Below are 25,898 nucleotides of genomic sequence, written 5' to 3'. Positions count from 1 at the left end.
CGTGCTCAGGGCAGCGCGACTCACCCTGGCTCAGGACGCACGGGTGTAAGAAGCCGTCTACAGCGCGCGGAGCCGATGCCACAGAAGATCGGCCCCAGCACCGCCCCCGGCCACGCTGCCCTGCACCCCCGCGGGAGTGGGGCAGCGGCCGTTCCCCGCCGGCTGCCGTCGGACGCGGTAGCGCAGGCGGCGGACACGGCGGCCCTGGATCACGGTGTGCGGGTCTTCCAGCAGGTGCTGGGCGTCGACCGAGCCGAAATACCGCTCGCCAGTGCCGAGGACCACCGGCACGAGGTCCATCGCCACCTCGTCCACCAGGCGCAGGGCGAAGGCCTGGCCGCCGACGTCCCGGCCGCGACCGCCACGTTGCGCTCCCCGGCCAGTTCCCTGGTCCTGCGAGGTTGTCGCGGAAGCCGATGCGTGCCCGTTGTTCATCCTTGAGGCGTTCGTTCTCGGCCAGAAGCAGCTAGCCCGACCGCCACGCCTGCGTCCCTATCCGCCATGATGGCCCCTTGTCAGCAGCTGGTGGACATCCTGCCTCAGCCTCAGGCACGCGCAGGAGATGAACGAGATCACCGCTATCGCGAGCGCACCGGCCTCACCTCCAGCTATGGTCGTTGCATGGCCATGCGGGAGCGTGCTGTCGTGTTGACCGCCACCATCATCGAGTATCGCGCGGTAGTTGAGCTGTTGGAACAGCCATGCCCCCTGAACTCGGCGTCAGGGGCGCCCTATACAGTCGGAACCCTTGCGGGCTCCCACGCGGGCTGGGATTTGTGGGTAGCGTGTGTGGGACAGGGCAACGTGAACGCAGCCTTGCAGGCGAGTCAGGCCATCAGCGAACTCCAGCCCGAGCTCATTGCGTTTCTGGGCACAGCTGGCAGCTTGAAACCCGAAGTATGTCTGGGAGATGTTGTCTTCGCGACGAAGGTCTACGGGTACGAGGCTGGCAAACAGACGGATGACGGGCTTCTGGCCCGTCCCGAGGTAGCAGGGGCTCATCCTCAGCTCGCAGGTTTCGCGCGTCGTATTGCTGCGTCGGAAGCCTGGAACGCTCCGAGGACACCGACGGATGAGGGCCTGGACTCACCCCGTGTCCATGTCGAGCCAATCGCGGCAGGCGAGAAGATCCAGACGGGGCAGCAAGAAGCGTTACGGAAACATCTGCGCGCCTCGTTCAACGACGCTGTAGCAGTCGAGATGGAAGGGCTGGGCTTCCTGACAGCCACTCATCAGTGGAGCGAAGCCAAGGCGATGGTCATCCGCGGCATCTCTGATCGGCTTGCGGACAAGAGCGCCGATCACGACCAGCAGATCCAGCCCGTCGCTTGCCGAAACGCCGCTCGATTCCTTGCCGAGGTCCTTGCAGACTGTGCCAGCGATGCACAGCCCGTTCATCTCTGGCGGCAAATCGAGGCCAGAGCAGGCCGAGGCAGAGCAGATGCCAAGACCTTCATCCCTGCCGGTCTCACGGACAGCAGAGCAGTCTTGACCTGGGAGGATGTCCCTTCGCACGACTTGGCAGGGCTGACAGTGGGGACGAGATACCACCTCCTGCGGGAGATCGGGCGTGGCTCCCTGAACGCCGTCTGGGAAGCGGAAGAACGGGCGTTCAACCGCACTTTGGGCAAGGTAGCCGTCAAACTACAGCCCCCAGACACGGGCAAACGCTTTCGCTATTTTTCTCGCGAGGCAGCCACTATGGCCACCTTCGACTGCCCGTACCTACTTCCTTACCGCACGGCAGGCACGATGGATGCGGGTGAGTTAGAAGGATGGAGCTACATCGCCACGGGTCTCGCCCAGATGTCATTGAGGAACTGGATCAATGAAGACCCGCTTCAAGGGTCCGACCTGCTCGCCATGATGCTCGACGTCGCAAGAGCGCTGACATACCTCCATGCCTCTAAGCTCGTCCACGGCGACGTCAAACCTGCGAACATCCTTCGCTACGTCGACCGTTGGGTCGTAGGCGATTTCGGACTCACGCAACCAAGCGGTGCACACGAACCCGAAGGAACCCTCGGGTACATGGCACCGGAACGCTTCGAGGGAAGGGTCGTCACAAGCAATGACGTGTACTCCTGGGCTGTCACCAGCGTGGTCGCAGCCAACGGCATGTGGCGCAACGATCTGAGCACAGTCGATAGCACCATGGGAAGAGTCGCATCATATCTCGCCTCTAACATCCCTACCCGTCCGCAATACCGTTCCCAGTCGTTTCCGCGGCCCATCGCAGATCTACTCAGCGAGTGCTTTGAAACAGACCCCGCCGATCGCCCCACAATGCAGGATCTCGTCAAATCGCTTGAGTATTTCCGCACCTAACTTGATCTTTAACGTCCGGCGTCGAATGGTGCTCGAACTTGATCACTCGGTTCGGTGTCCGGCGTACACGGAAGCGGCCTTCGCCTGAACATGTGCTCCGACCAAGGAACACACACGTCCAGCACGAAGGCCGTGAGGATGAGTCCGCTGCATCGCGACGCCTGGCAAGGGTCGTTGGCGGAACTGTCATGCTTCCGGCGCGAGTTCTACGCCTGTCTCACCGCGCGTTCGGACGCGTTGTTCGAGCTGGCTGATGCCGTTCTGTGCGGTGACGGGCCCGGTGAGGTCCCTGGCCGAGCTGTCGCTGGTGGGCGAACACCGCCGCGGCCACGGCGGACTTTACGGGGCTGTGGCCCGCGGCCGGGTGGATGCGGGCCGACTGCGGCAGGCACTGGCCTCGGTGCCACTGCCGCGGGCCGAAGACGGCTGGCTGGTCCTGGCCGTCGACGTCACCTGCTGGCGAAGATCCGCACCCCAGAAGCGGCCGACCTGCGGCCTCAGCTCGTGGACCGCCCCGCTGGACGCACTTCGACTGGCACCCGGGGATGATACTGCCACCGTTACTGCCCGCCAGCTGCGTGAGCTGCTCGAGCGATGGTCATGCTTGAGACTCCCCGTTTGATCCTGCGTCGCTGGCGCGAGGCAGACGTTGCGCCCATGGCTGCGGTCAATGCCGACCCCGAGGTCATGCGGTGGATCCGTGACGGCGGCGTCCTTGACGAGCAGCAGACTCGTGGCCGGGTCCAGGCGTGGGAGAGCGAGTGGGAGTTACAGGGCTTCGGTCTGTTCGCCGTGGAGATCCGGTCCACTGGCGAGCTGGCCGGGTTCACCGGCCTTTCGGTGCCCAACTGCTTGCCGGAGGTACTGCCAGCGGTTGAGGTCGGCTGGCGGCTGGGACGTTCCCACTGGGGGCAGGGCATGGCCACCGAGTCCGCTGCGGCCGCTGTGCGGTTCGGGTTCGAAGAGCGAGGGCTGGAGCGGATCGTCAGCATTGCTCAAGTGGCAACGACACCTCCGAACGGATCATGAGGAAACTGTGGATGCATCCGGTCCGTGAGACCGTCAATCCCGCTGGCGGTCGGCGAGTACGGGTATTCCAGTTGTCGTCGGACCATTACGTCACAGCCACTCGTTGATGGCCGCTACGAGGACGGTCGCCTCGTAGCGGACCGCGAGTTTGTCGAAGCGGGTGGCCACAGCTCGGTGCCTTTTGAGTCGGTTGATTCCGCACTCGACCGCATGCCGAGCCTTGTAGTCCTCGGCGTCGAATCGGGGCGGCCGGCCACCGAGAGCGCCCAGCTTCTTGCGGTTCCGTGCCTGGTCGGCCTTGTCCGGGATGGTGCAACGGATACCGCATCGGCGCAGGTAGGCGCGGTTCCTGCGGGAGGCGTACGCCTAGTCGGCCCTCACGCGTTCGGGACAGACACGAGGCCGGCCCGGCCCGATGCGGGGTACGCGGACCTTCTCCAGCACTGGTTCGAACTGCGGCGAGTCCCTGCGCTGTCCAGCGGTGATCACGACGGACATGGGCTTTTGCCCCTGCTCAACGGCCAGGTGCAGCTTGGTGGTGAACCCGCCGCGCGAACGTTCCAGCCCGTGATCAGAGGGCTCGGTGAATAGACTGCCGGGTGGCTCTTTTGCAGTTCACCCCGTTTACGAGCCCCGGCCGCGTGCTGATGAGCGCGCCACACTGTGGAGTCAACACTCAAATCCCACGTGATCGACCCTTCCGCATCAACCAGGGACTGCAGCCGCGTGAGGACCCGGTGCCAGGTGCCATCCCGTTGCCATCGACGGAACAGATCGTAGATCCGGCCCCAAGGCCCGTACTCAACAGGGACGTCTCTCCATGGGGCACCGGTACGGACCGGAAATCGTATGCCGTCCATGAGCTGCCGCCGGCACCAGATGTGCGGCCGTCCCGCCTTCCTCCCCTGCGGCAACAAGGGCTCCAGCACCGCCACTGTTCGTCCGTGAGATCTCCTCGCGCCACAAACCGTGATCACGCATCGCTCAAGATCCACGTCGATACACGACCTAGGTGCCCTATCCGGCCTGCAGGTGGGTACGGGCCCGCTCCAGTTGCTTCACGGTGATGGCCCCGGAGCCCGGGAGACCCGCTTCGACCATGCGGCGTGCGCGCGGGGGATGGCGCCGCCGGCGTCGTCGGTGAGGATCTTCTTCGCGAGGTTCACGGCTATGGCGCAGTCGGCCAGGTCCATGAGGTGCGCGAGCATGCGGATCTGCTTGGTGGCGGGGGCCTTTTCGTTGTACCGGAAGACCAGCACCCAGCGGCCCTGCACCGATCGGGCCCGCGCGATGAGGTCGCGGCCGGGTCGGTCTCGTGCTGCTCGGTCCGGATGTGCTCGGTGTCCCCGGCCGGGTTCCGCAAGGTCAGCAGGCCCCGCCGGCTCGTCTCCTCGACCTTCTCCAGGAGGCGGCGAACCGCGAGGCGCCGTCCAAGCGCGCGATGTCCTGCGCCGCCTGCTGGGCGATCAGGTGGAGGTCGACGGAGAGGGCGTGTACGCGGCGCCCCACGCGGGTTCCCCGCCGGGCGTGCAGGGCGCGGCGGCGGTCGCCGACGATGACGAGGCTGTAGTCCACGCCCCCCCATCATGGCGGCCGCCGCGCGATTAGACGACGGAGCAGGGCGGGGGAAGTTGCGGGCGCCGCGAGGGCGGGGCTCTGCCGCTCGGGGTCAGACGAGGAGGCCGCCGCGGCGGATGACCGGCTCGGGTTCGTACACGGCCAGGAGGACGGCTTCGGCGCGGTCGGGGCTCTTCATGTCGCGGGCCCGCATGGCCTTGTTCAACTCGATGACCGTGTGGCCGCCGCTGTTGTACTGCAGCTTCGCGGTGGTGAGTTGGATGGCGGCGTTGCGGTCGGTGCGCAGACGGAGTCGGCCGACGCCGGTGCCCGGGTCGGGCTGCAGGAGTGCGCGGGTGGCGAGTCACATCTCGTCGCGCTTCTTGAACGGGCGCATGACGGAGTGGGGGTCGTCGTGGCCAGGGCACTGGGAGACCATGACGCCGACGACCTCACGAGGGTGGCGCGGCAGCGCAAAGCAGCGCGCTCGCCCCGGCGCGCAGCGCCATCGATCCGGTGGACCATCGTGTCGACCTCGACGAGCAGCCGAACGCCGGCGGGCCGCCTTGGCGGTGCAGTGGGTGAACCGCTGCGCTCGGGCGGCGGCACGCTGTTCAGGCGCCGGCAAAGGACGGCTCGTGTTCCTCTGATAGCGCCTGCGGCCGCGCGGCTGGGCTGCCGTGCTTGCGCATGCCCCTCCTTCAGTGTCTGTCCCTCCCAGTTTGCGTTCCGGGAGGTTGCCGGGCCTGCCTCGTCCGCCGTCACCCCAGAGCCCAGGTCGCTCCGGATCAGCGGGGAGGCATTGACAATCTATTCACCCATCCTATTCAGTCGTCTTGGCTCCGCATACTTCCATACAGCAAGTCGCCCGTACCCACCGGACAAGAGGCTCCCCATGACCCAACTCGTCGAGCTGCGCTCGATTGATGTCGTCCCCGACGACGAACGGCACGGCAGCGCCTTCTCCCAGTTCACCCTGTGGCTGGGCGCCAACCTGCACATCACGGCCGTCGTCACGGGCGCCTTGGCGGTCGTCTTCGGCGGGGATGTCGTCTGGTCGCTGGTCGGGCTGCTGCTGGGCAACCTGCTCGGCGGCGCGGTCATGGCCCTGCACTCCGCGCAGGGCCCGAAGCTGGGCCTGCCGCAGATGATCCAGTCCCGTGCCCAGTTCGGGGTGCGCGGCGCGGTCGTCCCGCTGCTGCTCGTGGTGGTCATGTACGTCGGCTTCTTCGCCAGCGGCACGGTGCTGGCCGGACAGGCGGTCGGCGAGCTGACGCACACCGACGACACGATGGGCATCATCGCCTTCGCACTGGTCACCGGGGTCGTGGCGACCGCCGGCTACCGGATCATCCACGCCCTGGGCCGCATCGCGAGCGTCGTCTGCGCACTCGCGTTCGTCTACCTGGGCGTCCGGCTGCTGGAGCGCGCTGACCTCGGTGCGCTGCTCGGCGACGCGCGCTTCTCACTGCCGATGTTCCTGCTCGCGATATCGCTGTCGGCCTCCTGGCAGCTGGCGTTCGGCCCGTACGTGGCGGACTACTCCCGCTATCTGCCGCGCACGACGTCCACGCGGGCGACGTTCTGGTGGACGCTGTCAGGCTCGGCGCTCGGTTCGCAGTGGTCGATGGCGTTCGGGGTGCTGGCCGCGGCGACGGCGGGCGAGGCGTTCCTGGACAGCCAGGTGGGCTATGTGGTGGGCCTGGGCGGTACCGGTGTGATGGCGTCGTTCCTCTACTTCGTGATCGCGCTCGGCAAACTGACCGTCAACGTCCTCAACACCTACGGCGGCTTCATGTCGCTGGTCACCGGTGTCACCGGTTTCCGGGAGCGGCAGGTGCTCTCGCAGCGGGGCAGGACGGCGTACATCACGCTGATCGTGGTGGCGGGGACGGTGGTCGCGCTGGTCGGCAAGGACAGCTTCCTCACCTCGTTCAAGGACTTTCTGCTCTTCCTGCTGACCTTCTTCACTCCGTGGTCGGCGATCAACCTGGTCGACTACTACCTGATCTCCAAGGAGCGCTACGACATCCCGGCGCTGTTCGATGCGAGCGGTCGGTACGGGGCCTGGCGCTGGGACGCGCTGACGGTGTACGCGGCGGGACTGCTGGCGCAACTGCCGTTCCTGGTGACCGGCTTCTACACCGGTCCGCTGGTGGCACCGCTGGGCGGGGCGGACGTGTCGTGGATCGTGGGGCTGGTGGTTCCAGCGCTGCTGTACTGGTGGCTGGCCCGGCGCACCCCGGTTCCCGGTGTCCCCACCCCGAAGACGGGGACAGTCCCCAGTGCGGCGGGCACCCGCCCGGGTCCTTGAGCTCACCGCCCTGACACGGACGGGAGCAGTCGAGGCGGCCGAGCTCGCCCGCTGGGCGGACCCGCGCGCCGAGGCGTACTTCTTCCGCTCCGGCCCGGCGCCGGTGTGGTGGGGCGTCCTGGCCGAGCACGCCCCGTACCTGCTGCTGCCCGATCCCGCGGCCGGCGGGCCGTAGCCGGCCGTGCCGTTCCTCGAGCACGTCGCCGGCACCGACCCGGACACCATCCGGGCGTGGCCGGCCGCGCCGGACGGCCAGGAACCGGCGCTAACCCGGGCGCAGCAGGTGCGGCGGCCGGCCGCCCGGCCCTGGACGCGCTCTGGGCCACGGCGACGTCGTCGACGCCGCAGCGGTGCGCGCCGTCCTGGCCGAGACCGCGGCGGTGCGCGCCGGCGGGGGCCGGCGGTAGGGATGACGCCAAGCTGCGCTGGACCCTGTCGGCGGATGAGGCCGAAGCGGCGGCCATGCGCGAGGTCGCTGCCGGCTGCCCGGGGCAGACCGTAACGTACGAGCTGGCGCCCCAAGAAGGGCTGACACGGTCGCGCTGAGACCCGCGGGAAGCCGGGCCGGGCAAGGCCGCGTAGCGAGTCAGACTCCGTCAATTCACACGACGTGCCTCACTTGGCCAGATCCTTCTCGCTCCCGACGTGCTGGGCCCGCGACATGCCCTGGTAGACCGCCGACCGTCCCCTGGCGCGACAGCTGGAAGTTCGGACCGCGTCCGCGGTGGGGCGGTGGAGTCGGGTAGGCGTAGTCGCGGTCGGTGGGCGACCCCGGCAATCGCGGGGCGTTGGGGTGCTGGGCGGCGGGGAGGCGTGACCGTCACAGTCCAGCGGCTTCCCGCCACCTGGCGGCTGCGGCACAGGATGATGCCCGCAGCGATCACCATCCCTGGGGGCCTTTGATGCACCGCACCACCACTGCAGCCACTGCTGCTCTGCTGCTCGCCGTTCTCGCTGTCGGCTGCTCCAACGGCGACGGCGACGGTGACGGGGGAGGGGACAGCAAGGAGTCGAGGCCGTCCGCGTCCGCGAGTCGGCCAGTCTCCCCGTCCCTGTCCGGGACGGAAGCGCGGGAGGCGTGCGCGGGCGCGTGGGCGGACGCGCTCCTCGAGGACCCGGAACTGGGTGTGGATCAGGAACCGGCGGAGTGTGCGGGGCTGTCGGCGGATGATCGGTTGGACCGGTATATGGAGGGGTTGCAGCAGCGCAACGAGATCAACCGCGGCTGAATCGGGTCCGGGCAGCATTGCTCGGCAGGATGGTCAGCACTTAGCGCATCACACGGGCCTGGTGGTCTCTGTAGCGATCAGCAGCGAAGACCTGCACGGCATTGATCTCATCGACGACGGCTCTGGAAACGCTGGCCATCATGTTTCCCGCCCCCAAAGCCAACAAGTGCCTGGGACTGATGGGCAGGACGAAGGAGTGCGCATCCCCGAAGGCCATGTTGGACGAGTACGGAGTCGTGTCCGTCCGCACCGTCACCGCGGGGTTATCCCCGGTCAGGAGCTGACCGTTCTCCGGCACCAACACCTCCACATGCCACGCCGCCGCCATGGCGCGCACCTGGTTGAACGTGTTCTCGATGTTTGCACGGAACAGCTCGCCGCTCTCGAAGGCCTGCGCGACCTCGGACTCCTTGATGAGACGTTCGGCGAAGGCGTCGAGGGAGCCGGGGCCAGTCAGATGGAATCCAGTCTGGTGCAGCGACTCGCGGCGAAGCTGCTGTGAAAATCGACTGGTGAGCTCGCCACGCAGACGCACGCTCGTCGTCTCAGACGCGTTGGTATGCACCCCCCGATATCGGTGCGAACGCACATAGTGGAGGACGACCAGGTCGCGGAGGGCCTCGACGTGCAGAGGGTCGGCGAACGGCTCGCCGGCATGCACGGCCGCGATTGCCGCCGGGGCCCGTGATTCCACCGAACCCCACAATGCCTCGACAGAAGCGGTGTCGACAGCGACGAAGTCCGCGGCCCAGCCGCATGCCCGTGTGCCCTTCAGCTTGGTCGGGCGGTCCGGATTGCAGACGTCGATGGGCAATAGCTGCCGGTCGGCACTTCCCGATCCAGGCATCGTGAACTGCCTGAGGAGGACCTGAGATACGAGGTGCTGCCGGGCTATGTGTGCTGCCTTCACACGCGAGATTCTGTCGATTACCCCGCCGCGAGGACTACGGATTTATAGGGAGCTAGAAAGGTGACGCCAAGCACCTCGGTGTCCTGCGCGCCCTGAGCGACGTGGACCAGCTCGCCGGCGTGGGTGCGTTCGTAGCGGCGGATGATCTGGCCGGTGGGCCGTTCCAGGAAAGCCAGACGGGTCAGGCCGTAGCGGACCAGGACACGGTGCACGGTCGAGGCGGGCAGGCCCAGGATCGGACAGATGCGGGCCGGGCCGAGCTTGCGGTCCTGCCGAAGGCGGCATACCTGGGCTTCGGTCGCTGCCGGCGTGCGGTGCGGTGTCGTGCGCGGACGGCTGGAGCGGTCGTGCAGTCCTTGCTCGCCTTCAGCCCGCCAGCGGCGCATCCACTTGTCCGCGGTGACGCGGGAGATGCCCATCTCGGCGGCAGCAGGGCGACAGGGCGACCGGTGCGGACGCGTTCGACCAGCAGCCGCCTGCCGTGAACGGTCAGCCGGGCCTTACGGTGGAACACGAAGGCCTCCGTGCGGTGAAGAATCGACACCTCCACCACACACGGGGGCCTTCGCCATGATCAAGCCCGGCCAGTGTCAACAACGCTCGTGATCAATACACGAGTACGAGGACGCGGAGTGGTCGCGACGGTTCCGCACGTTCCTGCACGGCGGCGCTGGCCCGGTACGCGCTGGGGTTGAAGGCGCCGTTGCTGGAGCGGGCGTCGGAACCGAAGCGCACGGCGATGCTCACCGCGGTGATGCGGCACCTGGAGGCGAAAGCGATCGATGAGGCCCTGTACCTGCGTGCGGGCGCCCTGGAGGTGGTGCGCTTCACCGACGTCGAGCACATCGACTTCGACCTGTAGGACACGTACGGCACGTGCTGGTCGGCCGTTCGCGCCCCCGGTGCACAGGGGCGAGGAAAGATCCACCTCCGTTCGTACAACCATTCGTCCCGTGGTGAGTCATAGGGCTGAGAGGCGCATGGTGCGCCTGTTGCGTCAAGAAGGAAAATCACGTGCGCCTGGCCCGATCGACCCGACGTCGGCTGGTAGTCGCCGTCACCACCGTCCTCACCGTCACGCCCGGCGTGGGCGTCCTGTCCGTGCCGGCCACGGCCGTCCCCGCGGCAGTGACGGCGGACACGGCGGCCTCCGATGCCGTCTCCATGCCGTTCCTGAAGAAGGCGAAGCTGGTCGACGCCGGCCTCACCGGCTTCGTGACCCAGGCCGACGGGTCCCTCGACAAGCGTTGGACCCGCTACGGCAACGCCGCCGGGACGGGCTACGGCAACCGGACCCACCTCCGCTCGACGCGCACGGCGGACTACCTCGTCTTCGAGGGCCGCTGGGGTATCCAGCAGCGGAACCTCAAGACGCTGTCGGCGTTCGACGTCTTCGTCGGGGACCTGGCCGGTGACCCGCGGTACGCGGGCTCGGCGGCGAACGCGATCTTCACGACCGTCGACACCGACGGGACCGTCAAGCTGCGCAAGCACACCGCGGACGAGGGCGTGAAGACCGTCACCGGGCTGCCGGCCGGTGCGAAGGACTTCTCGATCACCCCCGGCACGCCCGAGGACGCCCTGCTGACCTTCACCGCCGGCGCCCTGAAGAAGTGGGCACTGATCGATCTCGCCACCGGCTCGGTCCACGCGACGCACGAGAGGACCGCCGGTTCCACCGGGGGCGACTTCGCCGTCTCCGGGACCCACGTCGTCTGGACCGAGGGCGACGGCACCGAGACCCCGGCGGTGTTCCTCCTGGACCGTGCGTCCGACGTCGTGCGGCAACTCCCGGTCACCCCCGGGTACGCGAGTGACCTCCAGGTCGGTCTCGTCGGCGACTGGGTCGTGTACGGAGAGCCCGACGGCATCTCCGCAGCCGCGCCGAACCCCCTGCACACCGTCACCGCGTACCACCCTGCCACCGACGCCTCGGTGAAGCTGCTGGACCACCTGACCTCATCCGCCGCCGCTCCCGACGGCCTGTACGTGCGCGGCGGCACCGTCGCGGACGGCGAGGGGCTGTTCAAGATCACCCCCGGTGACGGGGGTGTACCCGTCGTCACCCGGGTGGCGAACGCCGAAGCACCCACCAGGGTCGAGATCACCGGCAACACCGTCCCCGCGGTCGTCGACCTCGACCAGAACGGGGGGTCGGCGGCCCTGCGCTGGGACCTGTCCCGGGCCAACGTCGAGGTGGGGATCACGCTCCGCCACGTCCGTAGCGGGAAGACGGTCGTCGCCACCGCGAAGCACCCTGCCACCCCGTCCGTCACGCTGGACTGGAACGGCCTGGTCGCCGCCGGGTCCGAGGCCGCCCCCAACGGCGCCTACACCTGGGAGGCCGTGGCCGCGCCCCTCAACGGCATCGGTCCGGCCGCCGTCGCCGAGGGGACCTTCACCGTCACCCGCGAGGGGCAGCCGCACGACTTCAACGACAACGGCACCCCCGACGTCCTCACCCGGGACGCCGCGGGCAGGCTCTGGCGCAGCGACACCCGCTTCGACGCGGGCACCGGCGCGGGACAGCTCGGCGCGGGGGAGGCCAAGGCCCTCGTCGGCGGGGGCTGGAACGTCTACGACCGCATCGAGGCCACCGGCAACCTCGGCGGATCCGAAGTCGGCGACCTGGTCGCCCGGGACACGTCCGGTGTCCTGTGGCTCTACCAGGGCAACGGCCGTGGCGGGTTCGCCACCCGTGCCAAGGTCGGCGGCGGCTGGCAGGCCTACGACAAGGTCGCGGGCGGCTCCGACCTCACCGGGGACGGCCGCAACGATCTCCTGGCCACCGACCGGTCCGGGGTCCTCTGGCTCTACCCCGGCACCGGCAACGCCACCGCGCCCTTCTCCGCGCGCAAGAAGGTGGGCGGCGGCTGGGGCGCCTTCAACGACCTGACGGCCGTCGGGAACATCGGCGGCGCCGCCGCCGGAGACCTCGTCGCCCGGGACAAGGACGGGGTCCTCTGGCTCTACCTGGGCAAGGGCGACGGCACGTTCGCGCCCCGCACGCGGATCGGCGCCGGGTGGGGGCCCTACACCCACCTTGTGGCGGTCGGTGACGCCGACCGCGACGGCCGGAACGACCTCGCCGCCTTCAGCCCCCAGGGCAACTACCTCTACCGGGGCACGGGTTCCTGGAAGGCTCCGTTCCTCGGCCGCCAGTCGATGGGCCTGGACCGCCCCGGCGGCGCCCAGCAGCCCGTCGTCTGACGCCGGCGAACCGCGGCCGGGCCGTCCGTAGGCCCAGCCCGCGTCACGCCGGACACCCGCGCCGTGCCCGGCCCTTCCGAGGGCCGGGCACCGGCCGGTCAGCCCGTCGACGGCTTCTGCGCCCGCGTGAACCCGCTGCTCTGTCCCACCTTGGCCACGTGCAGCGTGTAGCTCCGGTACCACTCGGCGTTCGTCCTCGGACTCGTCCCGCGCGACCTCAAATCGGCATGACCCACACAGCGGCCCTGCCTAGGAATGGGAGGCGTACACGTGGGGCACCGAGCACGCGCCTCCTCCTCCGCCGGCGGCAGCCTGCAGGCTGCCGCACTGCGTCCAGAGCCCTGCGGGCGTGGGATCGGGTGCGGCGGCGGTGGCGCTCGCGCCGGCCCCGGTCGCGGGAGGCGGCCCGACAGCGCCCTCCACCGCTGCGCCCGCACCGTCGTCCGCCGCCTCGTCCGCGGCATCCGCCGTGGCGCCCGCTGCGTGGGCGGTGCGGGGGCGGTGGCGCCGCCACGGCCAGGAGCCGGCAGCGGTGGAGTTCCAGCCGCTGCTCGGGTGTTGCCCCGCACAGCGCCGCGAACCGTTCCACGGGCGCGAAGTCGAACGGCATCGCCTCGCCCGCGCTGTGGCGGTGCAGCGCCGCCCTCACCCCGCGGCTTCGCCCAGACCTGCACCCTTGCCCAGGCGTTGGCCGGCATAGGCGCTGACGTGCCGCTGTGGTGCGCCACCCGTACGGCCGTCGTGGCGAACAACGAGGATGGAATTCAGGAACCCGTACAGGACGTGGTAGTCCTGCACCGACTTCCAATGTCAGAACTGTTGGAGCCCGGCCTCAGGGCGAACCACAGCCAGGAACTCCCCGGGGCCTGGGTCTTGGGCGTTTCAGGCCACTCTCGTGAGCTGAAGATACGATTCCTCTGGGCGATGGTCGCGGCGGCATCCGAGGCGTTCTGGGTTGTCCCTCCCCGGTGCTCCGTGCATCATCACCGTGCGTAAGGGCCATGCCTGGCCGGATGTGCCGAAGCGGGCTACTCGTCACCATCGGCATTCGCTGAGCTGCGGCGTCAGTCGGGCGAAGCACGGTAGTTGTCACTGATGAGGCGGACCACCTGTCACCAGCAGCGCCCAACGCATCGAAGTTGCCACCGGCAGCGGCGCCCCTCGTCCGTTGAAAGTGCACCTCTCTGAGGGCTTCGGCGACGATCTCGTCGGAGCCGGGTCGGCCGCGACCCCCGGCTAATTGGTTTGCTCACTGAGCTTGTTCAAGTCGCCCACGATCGCGTGACGGCTGGGGTGCCAGCGCCGGCCGCAGCAGGAGCCAGCGTCAGGGGGGGGCGGCATCGTGCGCCGAGCCCAGATGCCCGCGCAGACCACTGAGGCTGCTGCAAGCAGAAGGCGGACGGCGAGCAGGGTGCCGGTGTCAGCGCTTGCCAGCGGATTTGAGTGCGGAGGTTCTGTATGTGCACGATGTACACGCGTCTGGACCAGACTGAGACCCGCGCTGCCGGAGTCGGCCGATTAGTGTGCCTGGTGGCGAAGGTTATTCATTGTTCTGTACATACACCCCTGGCAAGATCGCTCGGGGCCGGCGCGACGTGCGCCGGTCGTCACTACACGCTCAGCCGCCTGTGGCGGCCCGGTCGTGACTCTCTGCTCCCCGATCGTCCCGCCATCGCGTCGCCGGCCGATGCTCTCGCACTCGAAAGGTGCCTGAATGAACTTGCTGAGCGGTGCCGCTCCTCGTCTCTCCGCCGTGCCGGAACCTGGCATGGAGCTCGACCAAGTCCTGTCTCTCCCCTCGACTGAGCCCGTGTGGCGGTTGTCCGCCGACGCGTACCGGGAGGAGGCTGCTCAGCGGATGTACCGCCCGGAGTGGACCTGGGCCGCTTGGGGGCCGGACGGCCAGGTGCTGGCCCGGGCCCTGTGGTGGGGGCAGAGCGACAGTGCGCATCCGATCGCGCTCGACTGTCTCGCCGTCGCGGACGAGGTGCCCGCCGCCGAGCGGGCCGCTCTTGCCGCCGCACTCCTCGACGCGGGGCACCGGTCGTTTCGTGAAGCGGGGGCCCAAGCCCCGCCGCTGTACAACCTCATGAGGCTGCCCGGCTCGTGGCGGGACGACCCTGAGCACGTCGCCGCCGTGGCCTGGCGCCGGGAGGCCGCCCGTTGCGTGGGCCTGACTGTCGAGGTGGAGCGGCTGCAGTTCGAGTGGACGCATGAGGTTCCGCTGCCCGCCGAGCCCGAGCAACTGGTCTTCTCCCCAGAAATGGACGACGAGGTGTTCCTGCAGGCGATGTTGCGGGTCGCCGAGGGCACGCTCGACGCCCACACAGTGGAGAGCGAGGCGGCCAACGGGCCGGAGGCCACGGCCCGCGAAAGCCTGCGGTTCTACCTCGACCGCCCCGGCAAGCGGGACTGGTGGCGCCTCGCGCACACTCCCGACGGCGCCCTGGCCGGCCTTGCTATACCGTCGGCCACGCCGTACAGCCGCAACGTCGGCTATCTCGGTGTCGTCCCCGAACTACGCGGCCGCGGCTACGTGTCAGAGATCCTGGCCGCCATCACCCGCTTCCAGGCCGAAGACGGTGCGGACCGCATCACCGCCACAACCGATCTCGGCAACCGTCCGATGGCGGCGGCCTTCACCAGCGCCGGATACCGCACTACGGAAGTCCGCCTCATCTTCTCCGAACCGCTGGACCACTGATCGTTTCGTTGGTTCTGTGGGCGTGATGACACTGAGAGTTTCAGGCTGGCCACCGAGGGTGTGATGGCCTCGATGCCCGCAACGGACAGGGCTCCCGCGCCGTTGGGTGAGGTGTTCGAAGTCTCAACCTGCCGACCCAGGAGCCCTGTTGGTTCCTCATCCTGCCGCACTCGACCTGCCCCATGCGCTGGTCGAGGGGCACGATGCTCATCGTCACCGTGCGGGTGACCGTCGGTGCAAGCTCCCGCCGCACCAGCGTGCCCTCGTCGCTCTCGCCTACCTGCGCAAGCACGACACCCTCGCCCAGATCGCCGCCGGGTTCGGCATATCCGTGGGTACCGCCCACGCCTACACCACCGCGGTCGTGAAGCTGCTGGTCGGCCGGGCGCACCGGGCCTGCTCAAAACCCTGCGCGAGCAAAGCCCTGACCACGTCCTCCTGGACGGAATCCTCAGCGAGTGCGACCGCCTGGGCGACGGACGCAACGACTACTCGACGAAGCACCGACGGCACGGCGTGAACGTGCAGGTTCGGACGAGACGTGCCCGCTTTGACACTTAAGGATCGGACCACGTGTTGTCGGTCGTCACGCCGAAGTGCCGGCGTGCTCTGCATGCACTGGTCCTGCGCGAACGCCACCACCTGGCGCGAGACGCAGTCGGTGGCAGTGTGAACATCCTGCCCCTGCTCGACGCCCTGGGCCTTCAGGAAGGCGCCGCCCAGGCCCTGGCCGACGACCCCCGCGCGCAGATCGACGACCTGCAGACCCGGCTGCGGGAGGCTGAGGCGCACCTGGAGCACCTCGCGATCACCCGCACGACCGTCACCGGCCTCGCCGACCGGCTCCCCGCATCATCGCCAGAGCTGCCCGAGCACCCGGACTCCCCCCGTATCCTCGCCGCCTTCCATCACGGGACCGGGCCGCTACGGGCCAAGGACGTCTGCGAAGCCCTCGGCCACGAACTGCTGCCGAAGAACGTCGAAGGCATCCGTGCCATGCTGAAACGCCTGGTCAAGCTCGGCATCCTCACCGAAGCCGACACCGGCAACTTCGCCACGAAGCCATAACCAACGGAACCTCCACCAGCGGCCTTGCTTCCGCCTCAGCCGGAAACAGGCATCACCTTACGAACCGCCCAATCAGGCGTGGGCGCGGGCGGGGCCCGGTGCGAGTGCGTCGTGCAGGAAGGTGTCGAAGCGCTGGAGCCAGGGGAATTCGGCGCGCAGGGTTGGGAGGTCGGCCTGGTAGCCGCTCTCGGCGAACCACTTGAACATGAGGTCTTCGATCGGCTGCGCCACCAGTCGCGTCGGGACCCCGGTGATCTGCTCGTAGACGGTGGCGATCTGTTCGAAGCTGAGGGCGTCTCCGGCGATCTCCAGGCGTGTGCCGAGGAAGGTGTCCGGCTTGGCGAAGGCGACGGCGGCGATCCGGCCGATGTCGGAGGCCGCGATCATCTGCATCGGACGGTCGGGGAGGACGGGGAGCTCCATGACCCGCTCGCCGGCGGTGTCTGCGGCATCGGCGTACCCGAGCAGGTTGTTCATGAAGAACGTCGGCCGCAGGATCGTGGCGGGCAGCGGGATGGACTCGATGTGCTCCTCGATGCGGGCCTTGGTCTCGAAGTGATCGATTCCGGTGTCGCGTTCGGCGCCGCCGACCGAGCTGTAGACGAAGTGGGCGACCCCTGCCGCCGCTGCGGCGTCCGCCAGAGCGGTTCCGCGCCGGACCTCGGCGGCCAGTTCGGCTTCCTCGGCGGCGAGCGGCTGCACGCTGAACACCCCGTGGACGCCGTCGGCCGCCTGCTTGAGCGAGTCGGCGTCGTCGAGGTCGCCGCGCACGAGTACCGCGCCGTGCCGGGCGAGCGCCTGCGCCGCGGCCGAGTGGGTGTCCCGTACGAGGGCGCGCACGCTCCAGCCGTCGGCGAGCAGCGCACGCGCGGCGCCGCCGCCTTGGTTTCCCGTGGCTCCGGCGACGAGCACGGTCTTGTTCTGGTTCATCGGATCCCCAGCTTCGACTCTAGTGCGGAGCAATTTGCTCCGCACGATTTGGCACCTTAGTGCGGAGCAGATTGCTCCGCAAGGTCTAGGATCGGCTCATGGGTGTCTCAGGTGTCTCAAAGCAGCAGCAAGCACGGCAGGCCGAGGTCGCTCGCAATGACGCGGCACTCCTGGAGGCGGCGCGGCGGGTGGTCGCCCGGGACGGTACGCACGTTTCGGTCAACGTCATCGCCGAAGCCGCCGGCGTGGGCACCGGCACCCTCTACCGGCGATACCCGAACAAGAAGGCGTTGTTCGAACGGCTGCTGGTGCTGGCGAACGAGCAGTGGCTGGAGGCCGCACACCGGGCCGCATCCCACCCCGACCCGTGGGAAGGACTAGCGGGCCTGGTCCAGGAGAGCGTCGAATACGGCCAGGGAACACTCTCCCCGCTGGGAAAACTGGTCTCCGTCCCACCGGAGCTGTCCGCGCTCACCGCCCAGGCGGACCGGGACTTCCAGGAACTGGTCGAGCGCGCACACCGCAGCGGGGGGCTGCATCACGACGTGTCAGCCACCGACATCGTCCTGCTGATCGAACAACTCGGCCGCTCACCGCTGATCGAGCAGATCCACGACCTCGGCGACGCGGAACTCACCGCCGAAGCACACGCCGCACGGCGCCGGCTCATCGCCATGGCACTGCGCGGTATCGCCGCCGCACCCCGCGGCGACCTTCCCGGCGCGCCCCCCGGGGAACGTCTCCTCACCGCTCGCTGGAAGGCGTGACCCCGGGCCGTTCGGGCGCGGTCGAACCGCGCTCACTTCGCCAGTCCGGCGAACATGGCTTCTCCGTGCTCCGGACAGCACACGCTGCGTCTACATCGGCATGCGCTGCGCCCCGCAGGCCGACTGAACGGCCTCGCCGACCAGCCGATGCGGTGTCGGACCGAAACCATCACGTCGGCGCCGAGAATCCCCGAGGACGACTTCGGCGACCCGTGGACCGAGCCGGCAGTGGTCGACGGACTTGCCTTGCGGCCCGCTGGCACTACCACACCCACACATTCGCCGCCACGGAACACCCTCAATGAGCTGACCACAGACCGCTCGGCCCGGTAGCGCAACCCCCGTCGCTGCCGGGCCGAGCCATGTACCGGGTCAGCCCCCCGCCACGCCCAGGACCTGACCCTGCGCAGATCCCTCGACCGCGGCGACATAGGCGTCCGCGACATCCTCCACGGGCCCGCGTTGATCACAGAACCGGGCGCGCCACCCCTCACGGGCTCGGCGAACCGACCACTGGTCAGCGTGGTGGAACCGTCATCCGTCACATGGGAAAGCGCCCGCCGGACCAGAGTGACCTGACCGACCAGCTTCGTCCCCAGCCCGGCCCACAACTCTTCGTCGTCCCCGCTGTCCAACGCCGCCATGCCACCGCTGGCTGCGCACGACATGACAGCGTCGACCGTACCGACCCGGCGGAACAGCGCGTCGATGGTCGCCGTGTCACCGAGGTCCACCCGCAGCGGGCGGAGCGCGAGACAGGCACTACGACATGACGCCGGCCCAGTGACTGGACCACCGCACCACCGATGGTCCCCGTTGTCCCGATCACCATGATCTTCAACATGCTCTCCGCTCTCCGCTCTCCTCAGGCAGTGAACCCCGTGAAACAGCCCGCGCCGAAGCGGGTGTTCTGCTCAGACCCTCCTCAGAAGTACCCCTGCTGGACCTACACCCCAAAACGAAATGAAACATCTCCTCGCCCGCCCCGAAAGCCCCTGCCGCGAGGGGGTGTCCTGGCGATCTTCGAGGTCAGTACGCTCTCCGGGAGACCAGGACCTGACGCCCAGGTCGGCGAACAACGGGGAAGGCCGGTAATGCGAGTTGAATACGACGCATCGGCGAGTCTGGCGTACATCTACCTTGTCGACGGCATTGCCCCGGGAGAGGCCGTCCGGCAGGTACCTGCCGAGGACGATACGGCGATACTCGACTACGACTCACACGGGCGACTTCTGGGCATCGAGTTGTTCAGCGCCAGACGCCGGTTGCACCCGAAGCTGTTGGCCAGCGCCGAGAGGATCGATCGTGAGTCGCGTCCGCCGAGCGCGTGATTCGTCGAGACAGCGATGGGGAAGCGGGGCGATCTGACGGATGCCCAGTGGGAGCGGCTTGAGCCGCTTCCGCCGGTCAGTAACGGTCGTTGTGGCAGGTGGTGAACGGGATCTTGTGCCGGATTCGGACGGGCGTGCAGTGGCGAGATCTGCCGGATCGGTACGGGCCGTGGAAGACGGTCCATGAGCGGCATCGCCGCTGGTCGGCGGACGGAACGTAAAAGCTGCTTCTCCAGCGGGTCCAGGCCGAGGCGGACGCGGCAGGTGACATCGACTGGGACGTCTCGGTCGACTCGACCTCCGTGCGCGCGCACCATCATGCTGCCGGGGCCCGGCGGGCTCCGCCGCCCGTTCCCAAAGGGGGATCCGCTGCGGCGCTCAAAACCGCTGGGATCCGGACCCTGGCGGAACTGGTCGACCGGCTGGCGGAGGTGGTGCGGGAGGTGAGGTGCTCGGCCGCTCGCATGGCGGCTTCACCACCAAGCTGCATCTCAGCGCGGACGGCCATTGCCGCGTGCTGTCCCTGGTTATCATGCCTGGTCAGCGCGCCGACTGCATCCAGTTCGAGCAGGTCATGAACCAAATCCGCGTGCCCCGACTGACTCTCGGCCGGCCTCGCACCGAGCCGGACACCCGCCACTCCTACGCGGACGCGGGATCCGGCAGTCATCCCGGAGAAAGCCGACCAGGCAGCCGACCGTGTCCGACGAGGCAAAGCCGGAGGCCGACCGCCCGCCTTCGACAAGGATCGCTACAAGAAGCACAACAGGATCGAGCGGGCGATCAACAAACTGAAGGCTTTCCGGGCAGTCGCGACCAGGTTCGACAAGCCGGCTACGTCTGCCTCGGAACCGTCACCGCAGCCGCACTCGTCATCTGGCTTCGCTCATGATCGCCAGGACAGCGCCTGGTACGACCCGGTCGACCGCGCCCGGCGCGGCCGGTCGGCAGAGCGCCTTGGACGTTGTGGACCGCGCTCTGGTGGTCAGCCGATCAGCCTGAGCTTCGTGGGGCACAGGCCGAGGCGGATGGTCTGGCCCCAGGTGAGTTGGAGCGCGTTGCTTTCCATGCCGTCCCCGAAGGCGACGAGGTGTTCGGATTCCACGGTCACTGTGAGCCGCGTGTGGGCCGACAGTTCACCTGCGTTGAGGCGTGTTCCTGTGGTGGGGGACGGCCACGCTTCGCGGACGAACCAGGCGAGCCGGGTCTCCGTGGGGTGCGGCAGCTGCCACTGGGTGGGCCGGTCTTGCCATACGGACCGGAGCCAGCCGCTGGCCCCTGTTCCTGTGCCGATGAGTACTCCCGATGAGGCCTGGGTCTCGGCGGCACCCGTGTCGCCGTCGAGACCGAGGCGGTACCGGGCGGTACGGTGACCGGCCGCACCGACGTAGATCTCGTTGAGCGCCACCAGGCGCTGCCTGTCGTCGGTGACGGCCTCGACCATGCTCAGCTCGTCCCCGCCCGCGGAGGCGGAGAAGGCGGCGGGCAGCAGCCGGGCGGCGTCCGCCGGCCGGTGCCGCACCAGGACACCCGGATTGCGGCCGGGATCCGCGTCGACGCCGACCACCGGCAGGTCACCGACGTACTGAGCGACGTTGGCCACGAGCCCGTCCTGCCCGACCGCCACCACGACGTCCTCGGGACCGAACAGGAAACGGTCCAGGTCCGCCCGCTCCACCTGCGCGCGCCGCCAGCTCAGCGGCACCGCGGCCGACACGAGCGCGAGCGCCCGCTCCACCCGGTGATGCCGCTCGACGACCTCCTCGATGGACCGGCCCCGCGAGGACAGGAAGAACGCCGCCTGCCCGTGCGTGCCGTGCCGGGCGACCAACTCCTCGTACTCGGTGGCGCGATGCACGAGCACGGCCCGGGGCGCCAGGCTCACGCCGCCGGCTCCTGGCCCGCCCCGAGCCGTGCGAGCAGCCCGGTCAGGACGTCGGGGGAGACGGTGACGCTGTCGATGCGCGGCAGGTTCTCGGCGAGGCGGGTGCCGGTCAGGGCGCGCAGGACCGCCACGTCCACGTCGCCGTGCACCCGCAGCCAGGCCGCCTGCGCCTGGGCGCGAGCCTCACCGACCGCACGGGCGCCCTCCGCCTCCGCCTGCGCGAGGCGCACCGCCCGCTCGGCCTCGGCGCCGACCCGGACCGCGTCCGCCGCGGCCTTCTCCTGCGCCTCCCGGCGGCTGTTGGCGCCGCGCTGCTCGACCAACTGCTCCTCGCGCCGCGCGAGTTCGATCTGGCTGGCCAACTCGTTCTCCGCGATGGCGCGTTCACGCTCCACGGCGACCGCGCGACGCTCGTACGTGGCCCGGTCCGCTTCCTGCTGGATCAGCTCCCGGGCAGGGGTCCGCAAGGCGCGCTCCACCTCCGGCTCGGGCCGCACCGCCATCACGCGGACGGCGACGATCTCGATGCCCGTGGCGGGCAGCCGCGGCTCCTCGCGAAGGCCCTGGAGCACCCGCTCGCGCACCGCGGGCACGCCTTCGGCGAGAGCCGCCGCAAGGGGTGTGCGGGCCAGTACTTCGAGGGCGTGCTGCTGGGCGCTCTCGGTCAACAACGTGGCCAGCTGCTCCAGCGGGGCGCCGCGCCACACCCCCGTGTCGGGATCGACGGAGAAGTCGAGCCGTTCGGCTGCGACGGCGGGGTCGGCGATGCGGTAGGTGACCGTCGCCTGCACGGCCACGTCCTGGAAGTCGACGGTCCGGGCGTGGAAGGTCATCGCCAGTTCCCGGTCGTCGACCGGCACTTCGGACAGCGCGGCGGCCAGCGGCCGGAACCAGAAGCTCAGCCCGGGACCATCGTGCGTGAGCTGCCCCGAACGGTGGTGTCGTATGTGAGCCGTGGGCGCCGCCCGCAGATGACGCCAGCCGAAGCGCTTGATGATGTCGGCCATGAGCCCCCCTCACTCTTTAGAGTCACATTGACTATAAAAAATTGGAAGGGTAGCGTCAAGAGGACGAGAAGGGGTTCGAGCTCGGCCGGGAAGCGGACGCTATCCGCCGCTCGGCGGAGGGGCGCCCGGGCCTCGTGACGGCATCCGCCCGCAGCCTGGCTGCGTACGGCACGTCGAGCCGGGCGGAGCTGTTCACCCCGCATGCCGCAGCCAGCACCCGGCGGTGCGGTGCGTGCGCAGAACACCGGAGGGCGGAGTGCCGGGGCCGACCGCCCGTCATCAGCAGGCAGGGCGGTTCCGGGGACAGGTAAGGGGTAAGCGGAACGCGCCGCCCGGCCCCCCGACAAGGAGCGCGCCACACCGGATCCGCCCCTACCGGCTGGCGCGCGCTTCTCTAGTGGGCGATCACGGCCACTCCTGTCCGCCCGCCGTCCACATCTACTACGGTGCCGTGGACGAAGGACGCTTCGTCGCTCGCCAGCCACAGCGCGGCGTGGGCGATCGCGGCGGGTGCGCCGACGGTGCCGGCGGGGGTGCCGTGCATCATGACCTGGGCAGGGGTGGGGGCGCTGCCTTCAGGCGCCGGAGGCTGGATCACGCCGGGGGATACCGCGTTGACGCGGATGCCGTGGGGGCCGAACTCTGCCGACCAGGCACGAGTGAGGGTTTCCATGGCGCCCTTGGTGGAGCTGTAGAGGGCACTCCCGGGGACGCCCAGCCGGGCGATCCAGGAGCCGAGGTTGATGATCGTACCGCCGCCTGCCGCTGCCATGGCGGGGACGATGGCGGCGGTGAGGAAGTAGGGCGCCTTCACGTTGACTGCGTAGACGTGGTCGAAGGTCTCTTCATCGGTGTCGGTGGTGGTGGTCGGCGGGTAGACGCCGGCGTTGTTGACCAGTACGTCGATCCGCCCGCCCAGGGCCGCCGTGGCGCCCTGGACGAGTCCGCGGGCGGCCTCCGTGCTGCCGTCGAGGTCTGCCGCTACGAAGTCTGCCCGGCCGCCCGAGACGCGGATGCCGCCGACGACGGCGGTTCCGCGTTCCTTGTTGCGCCCGGACACGACGACGTGCGCGCCCTCGGCGGCGAACACTTCGGCGATGGCCTGACCGATGTTGCTGGTGGCCCCGGTGACCAGTGCCGTCTTGCCCTGCAGTCGTCCAGTCATGACGTGCTCTCCCTAATCGGGTTGTCGTGCGGTCTGTCGCGCGAGGTTCACGGTGCTCCGCAAAAAATGGACCGGCAAGTCCAAAGCTGGAGTAGTGTTGTCGCATACGCCGGAAACGAGGAGCGGCACATGAGCCAGACGCTGACCGCGAAAGGGCGGGCGACCCGAGCCCGCATCATCGAGGGTGCGGCCGAGGTACTGCGCGAGCAGGGAGTCGCCGCGGCACGGCTCGATGACATCCGTGACCGAACCGCCACCAGCAAGAGCCAGCTCTTCCACTACTTCCCAGGCGGCAAGGACGACCTGCTCCTGGCCGTGGCCCAGTACGAGGCCGACCGGGTACTCGAGGACCAGCAACCGCACCTGGGCCGTCTCGACTCGTGGGAGTCCTGGAAACAGTGGCGGGACGTAGTGGTGGAGCGCTATGAACAGCAAGGCGACCATTGCCCGTTGGGTGCCCTGTTCCTTCAGGTCGGCCGGTCGACTCCGGGTGCACGGGCGATCGTCACCGCGTTGATGCGACAGTGGCAGGAGGCACTCGCAGACGGTGTGCGCGCCATGCAGGACCAGGGGATGACCTCCTCCCGGCTCGACGCGGACCGGACTGCCGCCGCGCTGCTTGCTGGAGTCCAGGGTGGTGTCACGATCATGATGTCGACCGGCGACTCAAGCCACCTCAGGGCGGCCCTCGACACGGGGATCGAACTGTTGCGCTTCCGCGCTGCGGGCGAGGTCAGTGCGCTTTGATGATCCGCTAACGAGCTCGTGCATGGTTGGCGGTGGCGGGGTGAAGCCGTGATCGTTGATCATGGATTGCATATGCGGCGTGGGACCTGAGAGGCCAACTGCTGCCGCGTGTTGATAGCCGTGGGCAGCCGTGGCGGGGTCACCGCCAGATGGTGAACGGCGTGCTCTGGCGGTTGCGGACCGGGGCACCCTGGCGTGACCTGCCCGAGCGTTGTGGTCCCTGGCAGACCGTCTACGAATGTTCCGCCCGCTGGGAGGCAGACGTAACCTGGGCAAGACTGCTGGAGTACGTGCAGGTCAAAGACGATGCGGTGGGCACGGTGGAGTGGACCGTGTCGGTGGACTCCACCATCAACCGTGCCCACCAGCACGCCGCCGGAGCTCGCAAAAGGGCGCACTGACACAGGACGAACTGGAAGATCCGCCACATCCGACGCTTGGACAGGCACTCGGCCCGTCCCGCGGCGGGCTGACCACCAAGGTTCACCTCGCAGCCGACGGCCGCGGCCTGCCTCTGGCCATCGTCGTCACCCCAGGCAACGTCAACGACTCAATGGTCTTCGAGACGGTGCTGGATGCGGTGCGAGTGCCCCGCCTGCCGCAGGCCGACCCCGTCGCAGGTCCGAGAAAGTCATCGCCGACAAGGCGTATTCGTCGCGAGCCATCCGGACCGGCTTACGACGGCGCGGCATCCGAGCGGTCATCCCTGAACGGTCCGATTAGATCGCCAACCGAAAGCGCCGAGGATCGGCCGGCGGGCGGCCGCCAGCCTTCGATCCAGAGCAGTACAAGGCCCGCAATGTGGTCGAACGCTGCTTCAGCAGGCTCAAGCAGTTCCGGGCCGTCGCCACCCGCATCGACAAGTTGGCTGCCCGCTACCTCGCCGGTCTCCGACTCGCCTCGCTCATCCTCTGGCTCCGCAAACCGTGATCATTTATCAGACACGACCTAGGGACCTGCGTCGGTGCGGACACTCGCAGTTCCCACGAAATCCGGTGGAGTCTCAACATCCGGAAGTGGTTGGGTCCTGCTCAATGCTTCGCTCGCACGATCCGGCACAGCGCGAGGCGCAACGTCCGAATCGCAGGCGCGGAGCCGCGTGTCGTCGAGTGATGGAGGTTGTCGCGGTGGCTGGTTATGGGGCGCTTTCCGACGTTTACGAGTGGCTGATCGGGGACGACAGGTTGACCCCCGCCAATGCAGCCGCCGTTTACTACAGCGGTGTCGTGGGCTCTCTGCCGCCCAATACACGCGTCCTCGACTGCGCGTGTGGAACCGGCCAGCTCGCTGTCGGTCTCGCGAGTCTTGGTCTTGACGTGGTTGCCGCAGACGCCAGCGATGGGATGGTTCGCCGGACCGAGAAGGCCGCCGACGAGCAGGGTGTCTCGCTTCGAGCCCTCCGCGCGAGCTGGGACGAGCTGCCCGACCACCTGGAGGATTCCACATTCGATCTGGTGTTCTGTGTCGGCAACTCGCTCGCGCACGCCAAGGGCGCAGCTGGGCGCCTGACCGCACTTGAAGTGATGTCACGGCTGCTGAATCCGAGCGGACGCCTCGTGCTCCACTCACGCAACTGGAAACTCGTGCGCTCCGCCGGCTCACGGGTGGACGTCCGTGATCGACTTATCCGCCGCAACGACCGCGATGCGATCGTCAGCTACTACTGGCAGATCGAGCAGCGCTGGGAGCAGGAACACTTCCTCGAGATCGTGGTCGC

The 25,898-nt window shown here is 68.6% G+C and carries 18 protein-coding genes and 8 pseudogenes; 16 read left to right on the top strand and 10 right to left on the bottom strand.

The features are described 5' to 3' along the window. Nucleotides 1–165: 165 nt before the first annotated feature. Nucleotides 166–395, bottom strand: a pseudogene (locus tag ACZ67M_RS26660) (dihydrofolate reductase); the annotation flags it as partial. Between the two features lie 226 nt (nucleotides 396–621). On the opposite strand from ACZ67M_RS26660, the gene ACZ67M_RS26655 reads away from it, so the two are divergent. From ACZ67M_RS26655 to ACZ67M_RS26645, 3 genes and pseudogenes are all read left to right on the top strand, one after another. Further along, nucleotides 622–2,328: a phosphorylase family protein gene (locus tag ACZ67M_RS26655; protein WP_469853084.1), complete on the top strand. Its 1,707-nt coding sequence runs from the start codon at nucleotides 622–624 to the stop codon at nucleotides 2,326–2,328. Between the two features lie 138 nt (nucleotides 2,329–2,466). Beyond that, nucleotides 2,467–2,923, top strand: a pseudogene (locus ACZ67M_RS26650) (transposase); the annotation flags it as partial. Nucleotides 2,924–2,985: 62 nt separating this feature from the next. Next, nucleotides 2,986–3,464, top strand: a pseudogene (locus ACZ67M_RS26645) (GNAT family N-acetyltransferase). Here the strand turns inward: ACZ67M_RS26645 and ACZ67M_RS26640 are convergent. The 3 genes and pseudogenes from ACZ67M_RS26640 to ACZ67M_RS26630 form a co-directional block, all read right to left on the bottom strand. Beyond that, nucleotides 3,448–4,321, bottom strand: a pseudogene (locus ACZ67M_RS26640) (IS5 family transposase). The pseudogenes ACZ67M_RS26645 and ACZ67M_RS26640 overlap by 17 nt on opposite strands. Before the next feature lie 94 nt (nucleotides 4,322–4,415). Then, nucleotides 4,416–4,631 carry a hypothetical protein gene (locus ACZ67M_RS26635; protein ID WP_469853082.1) on the bottom strand — a complete coding sequence of 72 codons (216 nt, stop codon included), beginning with the start codon at nucleotides 4,629–4,631 and terminating at the stop codon, nucleotides 4,416–4,418. 91 nt (nucleotides 4,632–4,722) lie between these two features. Further along, complete coding sequence (locus tag ACZ67M_RS26630; protein WP_469853081.1) at nucleotides 4,723–4,932, bottom strand: hypothetical protein; 210 nt, start codon at nucleotides 4,930–4,932, stop codon at nucleotides 4,723–4,725. Between the two features lie 877 nt (nucleotides 4,933–5,809). On the opposite strand from ACZ67M_RS26630, the gene ACZ67M_RS26625 reads away from it, so the two are divergent. Both ACZ67M_RS26625 and ACZ67M_RS26620 read left to right on the top strand, forming a co-directional pair. Next, nucleotides 5,810–7,228 (top strand): purine-cytosine permease family protein, encoded by a 1,419-nt coding sequence (locus ACZ67M_RS26625; RefSeq protein WP_469853079.1) that lies wholly within the window; start codon nucleotides 5,810–5,812, stop codon nucleotides 7,226–7,228. Continuing rightward, nucleotides 7,200–7,403, top strand: a complete 204-nt coding sequence (locus ACZ67M_RS26620; RefSeq protein ID WP_469853077.1) for a hypothetical protein — start codon at nucleotides 7,200–7,202, stop codon at nucleotides 7,401–7,403. The genes ACZ67M_RS26625 and ACZ67M_RS26620 overlap by 29 nt, the downstream gene beginning before the upstream one ends. Before the next feature lie 1,094 nt (nucleotides 7,404–8,497). Here ACZ67M_RS26620 and ACZ67M_RS26615 read toward each other — a convergent pair. Continuing rightward, on the bottom strand, nucleotides 8,498–9,367 hold the full coding sequence (locus ACZ67M_RS26615) for a DUF4238 domain-containing protein (protein WP_469853076.1): 870 nt from the start codon (nucleotides 9,365–9,367) through the stop codon (nucleotides 8,498–8,500). Nucleotides 9,368–9,465: 98 nt separating this feature from the next. Then, nucleotides 9,466–9,881, bottom strand: a pseudogene (locus tag ACZ67M_RS26610) (helix-turn-helix domain-containing protein); the annotation flags it as partial. Nucleotides 9,882–10,058: 177 nt separating this feature from the next. Between ACZ67M_RS26610 and ACZ67M_RS26605 the strand changes: the two are divergent. The 5 genes and pseudogenes from ACZ67M_RS26605 to ACZ67M_RS26585 all read left to right on the top strand — a co-directional run bounded on the left by ACZ67M_RS26605 (nucleotide 10,059) and on the right by ACZ67M_RS26585 (nucleotide 16,349). Beyond that, on the top strand, nucleotides 10,059–10,229 hold the full coding sequence (locus tag ACZ67M_RS26605) for a hypothetical protein (protein ID WP_469853074.1): 171 nt from the start codon (nucleotides 10,059–10,061) through the stop codon (nucleotides 10,227–10,229). A 152-nt stretch (nucleotides 10,230–10,381) separates the two neighbouring features. After that, nucleotides 10,382–12,577, top strand: a complete 2,196-nt coding sequence (locus tag ACZ67M_RS26600) for an FG-GAP-like repeat-containing protein (RefSeq protein WP_469853072.1) — start codon at nucleotides 10,382–10,384, stop codon at nucleotides 12,575–12,577. Nucleotides 12,578–14,291: 1,714 nt separating this feature from the next. Then, the gene (locus ACZ67M_RS26595; protein WP_469853071.1) at nucleotides 14,292–15,281 is read left to right on the top strand and encodes a GNAT family N-acetyltransferase; all 990 of its coding nucleotides are present in this window, start codon (nucleotides 14,292–14,294) and stop codon (nucleotides 15,279–15,281) included. 148 nt (nucleotides 15,282–15,429) lie between these two features. Then, nucleotides 15,430–15,818: pseudogene (locus ACZ67M_RS26590) on the top strand (helix-turn-helix domain-containing protein); the annotation flags it as partial. A gap of 132 nt (nucleotides 15,819–15,950) precedes the next feature. After that, nucleotides 15,951–16,349 (top strand): hypothetical protein, encoded by a 399-nt coding sequence (locus tag ACZ67M_RS26585; RefSeq protein WP_469853561.1) that lies wholly within the window; start codon nucleotides 15,951–15,953, stop codon nucleotides 16,347–16,349. Between the two features lie 72 nt (nucleotides 16,350–16,421). Here the strand turns inward: ACZ67M_RS26585 and ACZ67M_RS26580 are convergent, their stop codons facing one another. After that, nucleotides 16,422–17,279 carry an NmrA/HSCARG family protein gene (locus ACZ67M_RS26580; RefSeq protein ID WP_469853070.1) on the bottom strand — a complete coding sequence of 286 codons (858 nt, stop codon included), beginning with the start codon at nucleotides 17,277–17,279 and terminating at the stop codon, nucleotides 16,422–16,424. A gap of 98 nt (nucleotides 17,280–17,377) precedes the next feature. Between ACZ67M_RS26580 and ACZ67M_RS26575 the strand changes: the two genes are divergently transcribed. From ACZ67M_RS26575 to ACZ67M_RS26565, 3 genes and pseudogenes are all read left to right on the top strand, one after another. Further along, entirely contained in the window at nucleotides 17,378–18,046 is a 669-nt protein-coding gene (locus ACZ67M_RS26575) for a TetR/AcrR family transcriptional regulator (RefSeq protein WP_469853069.1), read from the top strand. An 806-nt stretch (nucleotides 18,047–18,852) separates the two neighbouring features. After that, nucleotides 18,853–19,377 carry a DUF2283 domain-containing protein gene (locus tag ACZ67M_RS26570; RefSeq protein WP_469853068.1) on the top strand — a complete coding sequence of 175 codons (525 nt, stop codon included), beginning with the start codon at nucleotides 18,853–18,855 and terminating at the stop codon, nucleotides 19,375–19,377. Nucleotides 19,378–19,392: 15 nt separating this feature from the next. Beyond that, nucleotides 19,393–20,269, top strand: a pseudogene (locus ACZ67M_RS26565) (IS5 family transposase). Between the two features lie 93 nt (nucleotides 20,270–20,362). Here ACZ67M_RS26565 and ACZ67M_RS26560 read toward each other — a convergent pair. The 3 genes from ACZ67M_RS26560 to ACZ67M_RS26550 all read right to left on the bottom strand — a co-directional run bounded on the left by ACZ67M_RS26560 (nucleotide 20,363) and on the right by ACZ67M_RS26550 (nucleotide 23,434). Continuing rightward, nucleotides 20,363–21,262, bottom strand: a complete 900-nt coding sequence (locus ACZ67M_RS26560) for an NAD(+)/NADH kinase (RefSeq protein ID WP_469853067.1) — start codon at nucleotides 21,260–21,262, stop codon at nucleotides 20,363–20,365. After that, nucleotides 21,259–22,269 (bottom strand): SPFH domain-containing protein, encoded by a 1,011-nt coding sequence (locus ACZ67M_RS26555; protein ID WP_392018644.1) that lies wholly within the window; start codon nucleotides 22,267–22,269, stop codon nucleotides 21,259–21,261. Before ACZ67M_RS26555 ends, ACZ67M_RS26560 begins: the two co-directional genes overlap by 4 nt. Nucleotides 22,270–22,663: 394 nt before the next feature. Next, a complete protein-coding gene (locus ACZ67M_RS26550) occupies nucleotides 22,664–23,434 on the bottom strand; it encodes an SDR family NAD(P)-dependent oxidoreductase (RefSeq protein WP_469853066.1) in 771 nt (256 codons plus the stop codon). A gap of 129 nt (nucleotides 23,435–23,563) precedes the next feature. On the opposite strand from ACZ67M_RS26550, the gene ACZ67M_RS26545 reads away from it, so the two are divergent. The 3 genes and pseudogenes from ACZ67M_RS26545 to ACZ67M_RS26535 form a co-directional block, all read left to right on the top strand. Next, nucleotides 23,564–24,181, top strand: coding sequence for a TetR/AcrR family transcriptional regulator (locus ACZ67M_RS26545; RefSeq protein ID WP_392018648.1), 618 nt, complete (start codon nucleotides 23,564–23,566; stop codon nucleotides 24,179–24,181). Between the two features lie 65 nt (nucleotides 24,182–24,246). Further along, nucleotides 24,247–25,111 (top strand): annotated as a pseudogene (locus ACZ67M_RS26540) (IS5 family transposase). A gap of 182 nt (nucleotides 25,112–25,293) precedes the next feature. After that, nucleotides 25,294–25,898 (top strand): class I SAM-dependent methyltransferase (locus ACZ67M_RS26535; protein ID WP_469853063.1); only part of this gene is annotated, 605 nt, incomplete at its 3' end.

Source organism: Streptomyces sp. NPDC107500 (genome assembly GCF_055582785.1).
This window is presented reverse-complemented; position numbering and strand designations above follow the sequence as displayed.

Bases quoted from the DNA above. Each gene is read 5' to 3' on its own strand.
- ACZ67M_RS26655 (WP_469853084.1), top strand. From the start codon at position 622: ATGGCCATGCGGGAGCGTGCTGTCGTGTTGACCGCCACCATCATCGAG.
- ACZ67M_RS26625 (WP_469853079.1), top strand. From the start codon at position 5,810: ATGACCCAACTCGTCGAGCTGCGCTCGATTGATGTCGTCCCCGACGAC.
- ACZ67M_RS26595 (WP_469853071.1), top strand. From the start codon at position 14,292: ATGAACTTGCTGAGCGGTGCCGCTCCTCGTCTCTCCGCCGTGCCGGAA.
- ACZ67M_RS26580 (WP_469853070.1), bottom strand. From the start codon at position 17,279: ATGAACCAGAACAAGACCGTGCTCGTCGCCGGAGCCACGGGAAACCAA.
- ACZ67M_RS26575 (WP_469853069.1), top strand. From the start codon at position 17,378: ATGGGTGTCTCAGGTGTCTCAAAGCAGCAGCAAGCACGGCAGGCCGAG.
- ACZ67M_RS26570 (WP_469853068.1), top strand. From the start codon at position 18,853: ATGGTCCCCGTTGTCCCGATCACCATGATCTTCAACATGCTCTCCGCT.
- ACZ67M_RS26555 (WP_392018644.1), bottom strand. From the start codon at position 22,269: ATGGCCGACATCATCAAGCGCTTCGGCTGGCGTCATCTGCGGGCGGCG.
- ACZ67M_RS26550 (WP_469853066.1), bottom strand. From the start codon at position 23,434: ATGACTGGACGACTGCAGGGCAAGACGGCACTGGTCACCGGGGCCACC.
- ACZ67M_RS26545 (WP_392018648.1), top strand. From the start codon at position 23,564: ATGAGCCAGACGCTGACCGCGAAAGGGCGGGCGACCCGAGCCCGCATC.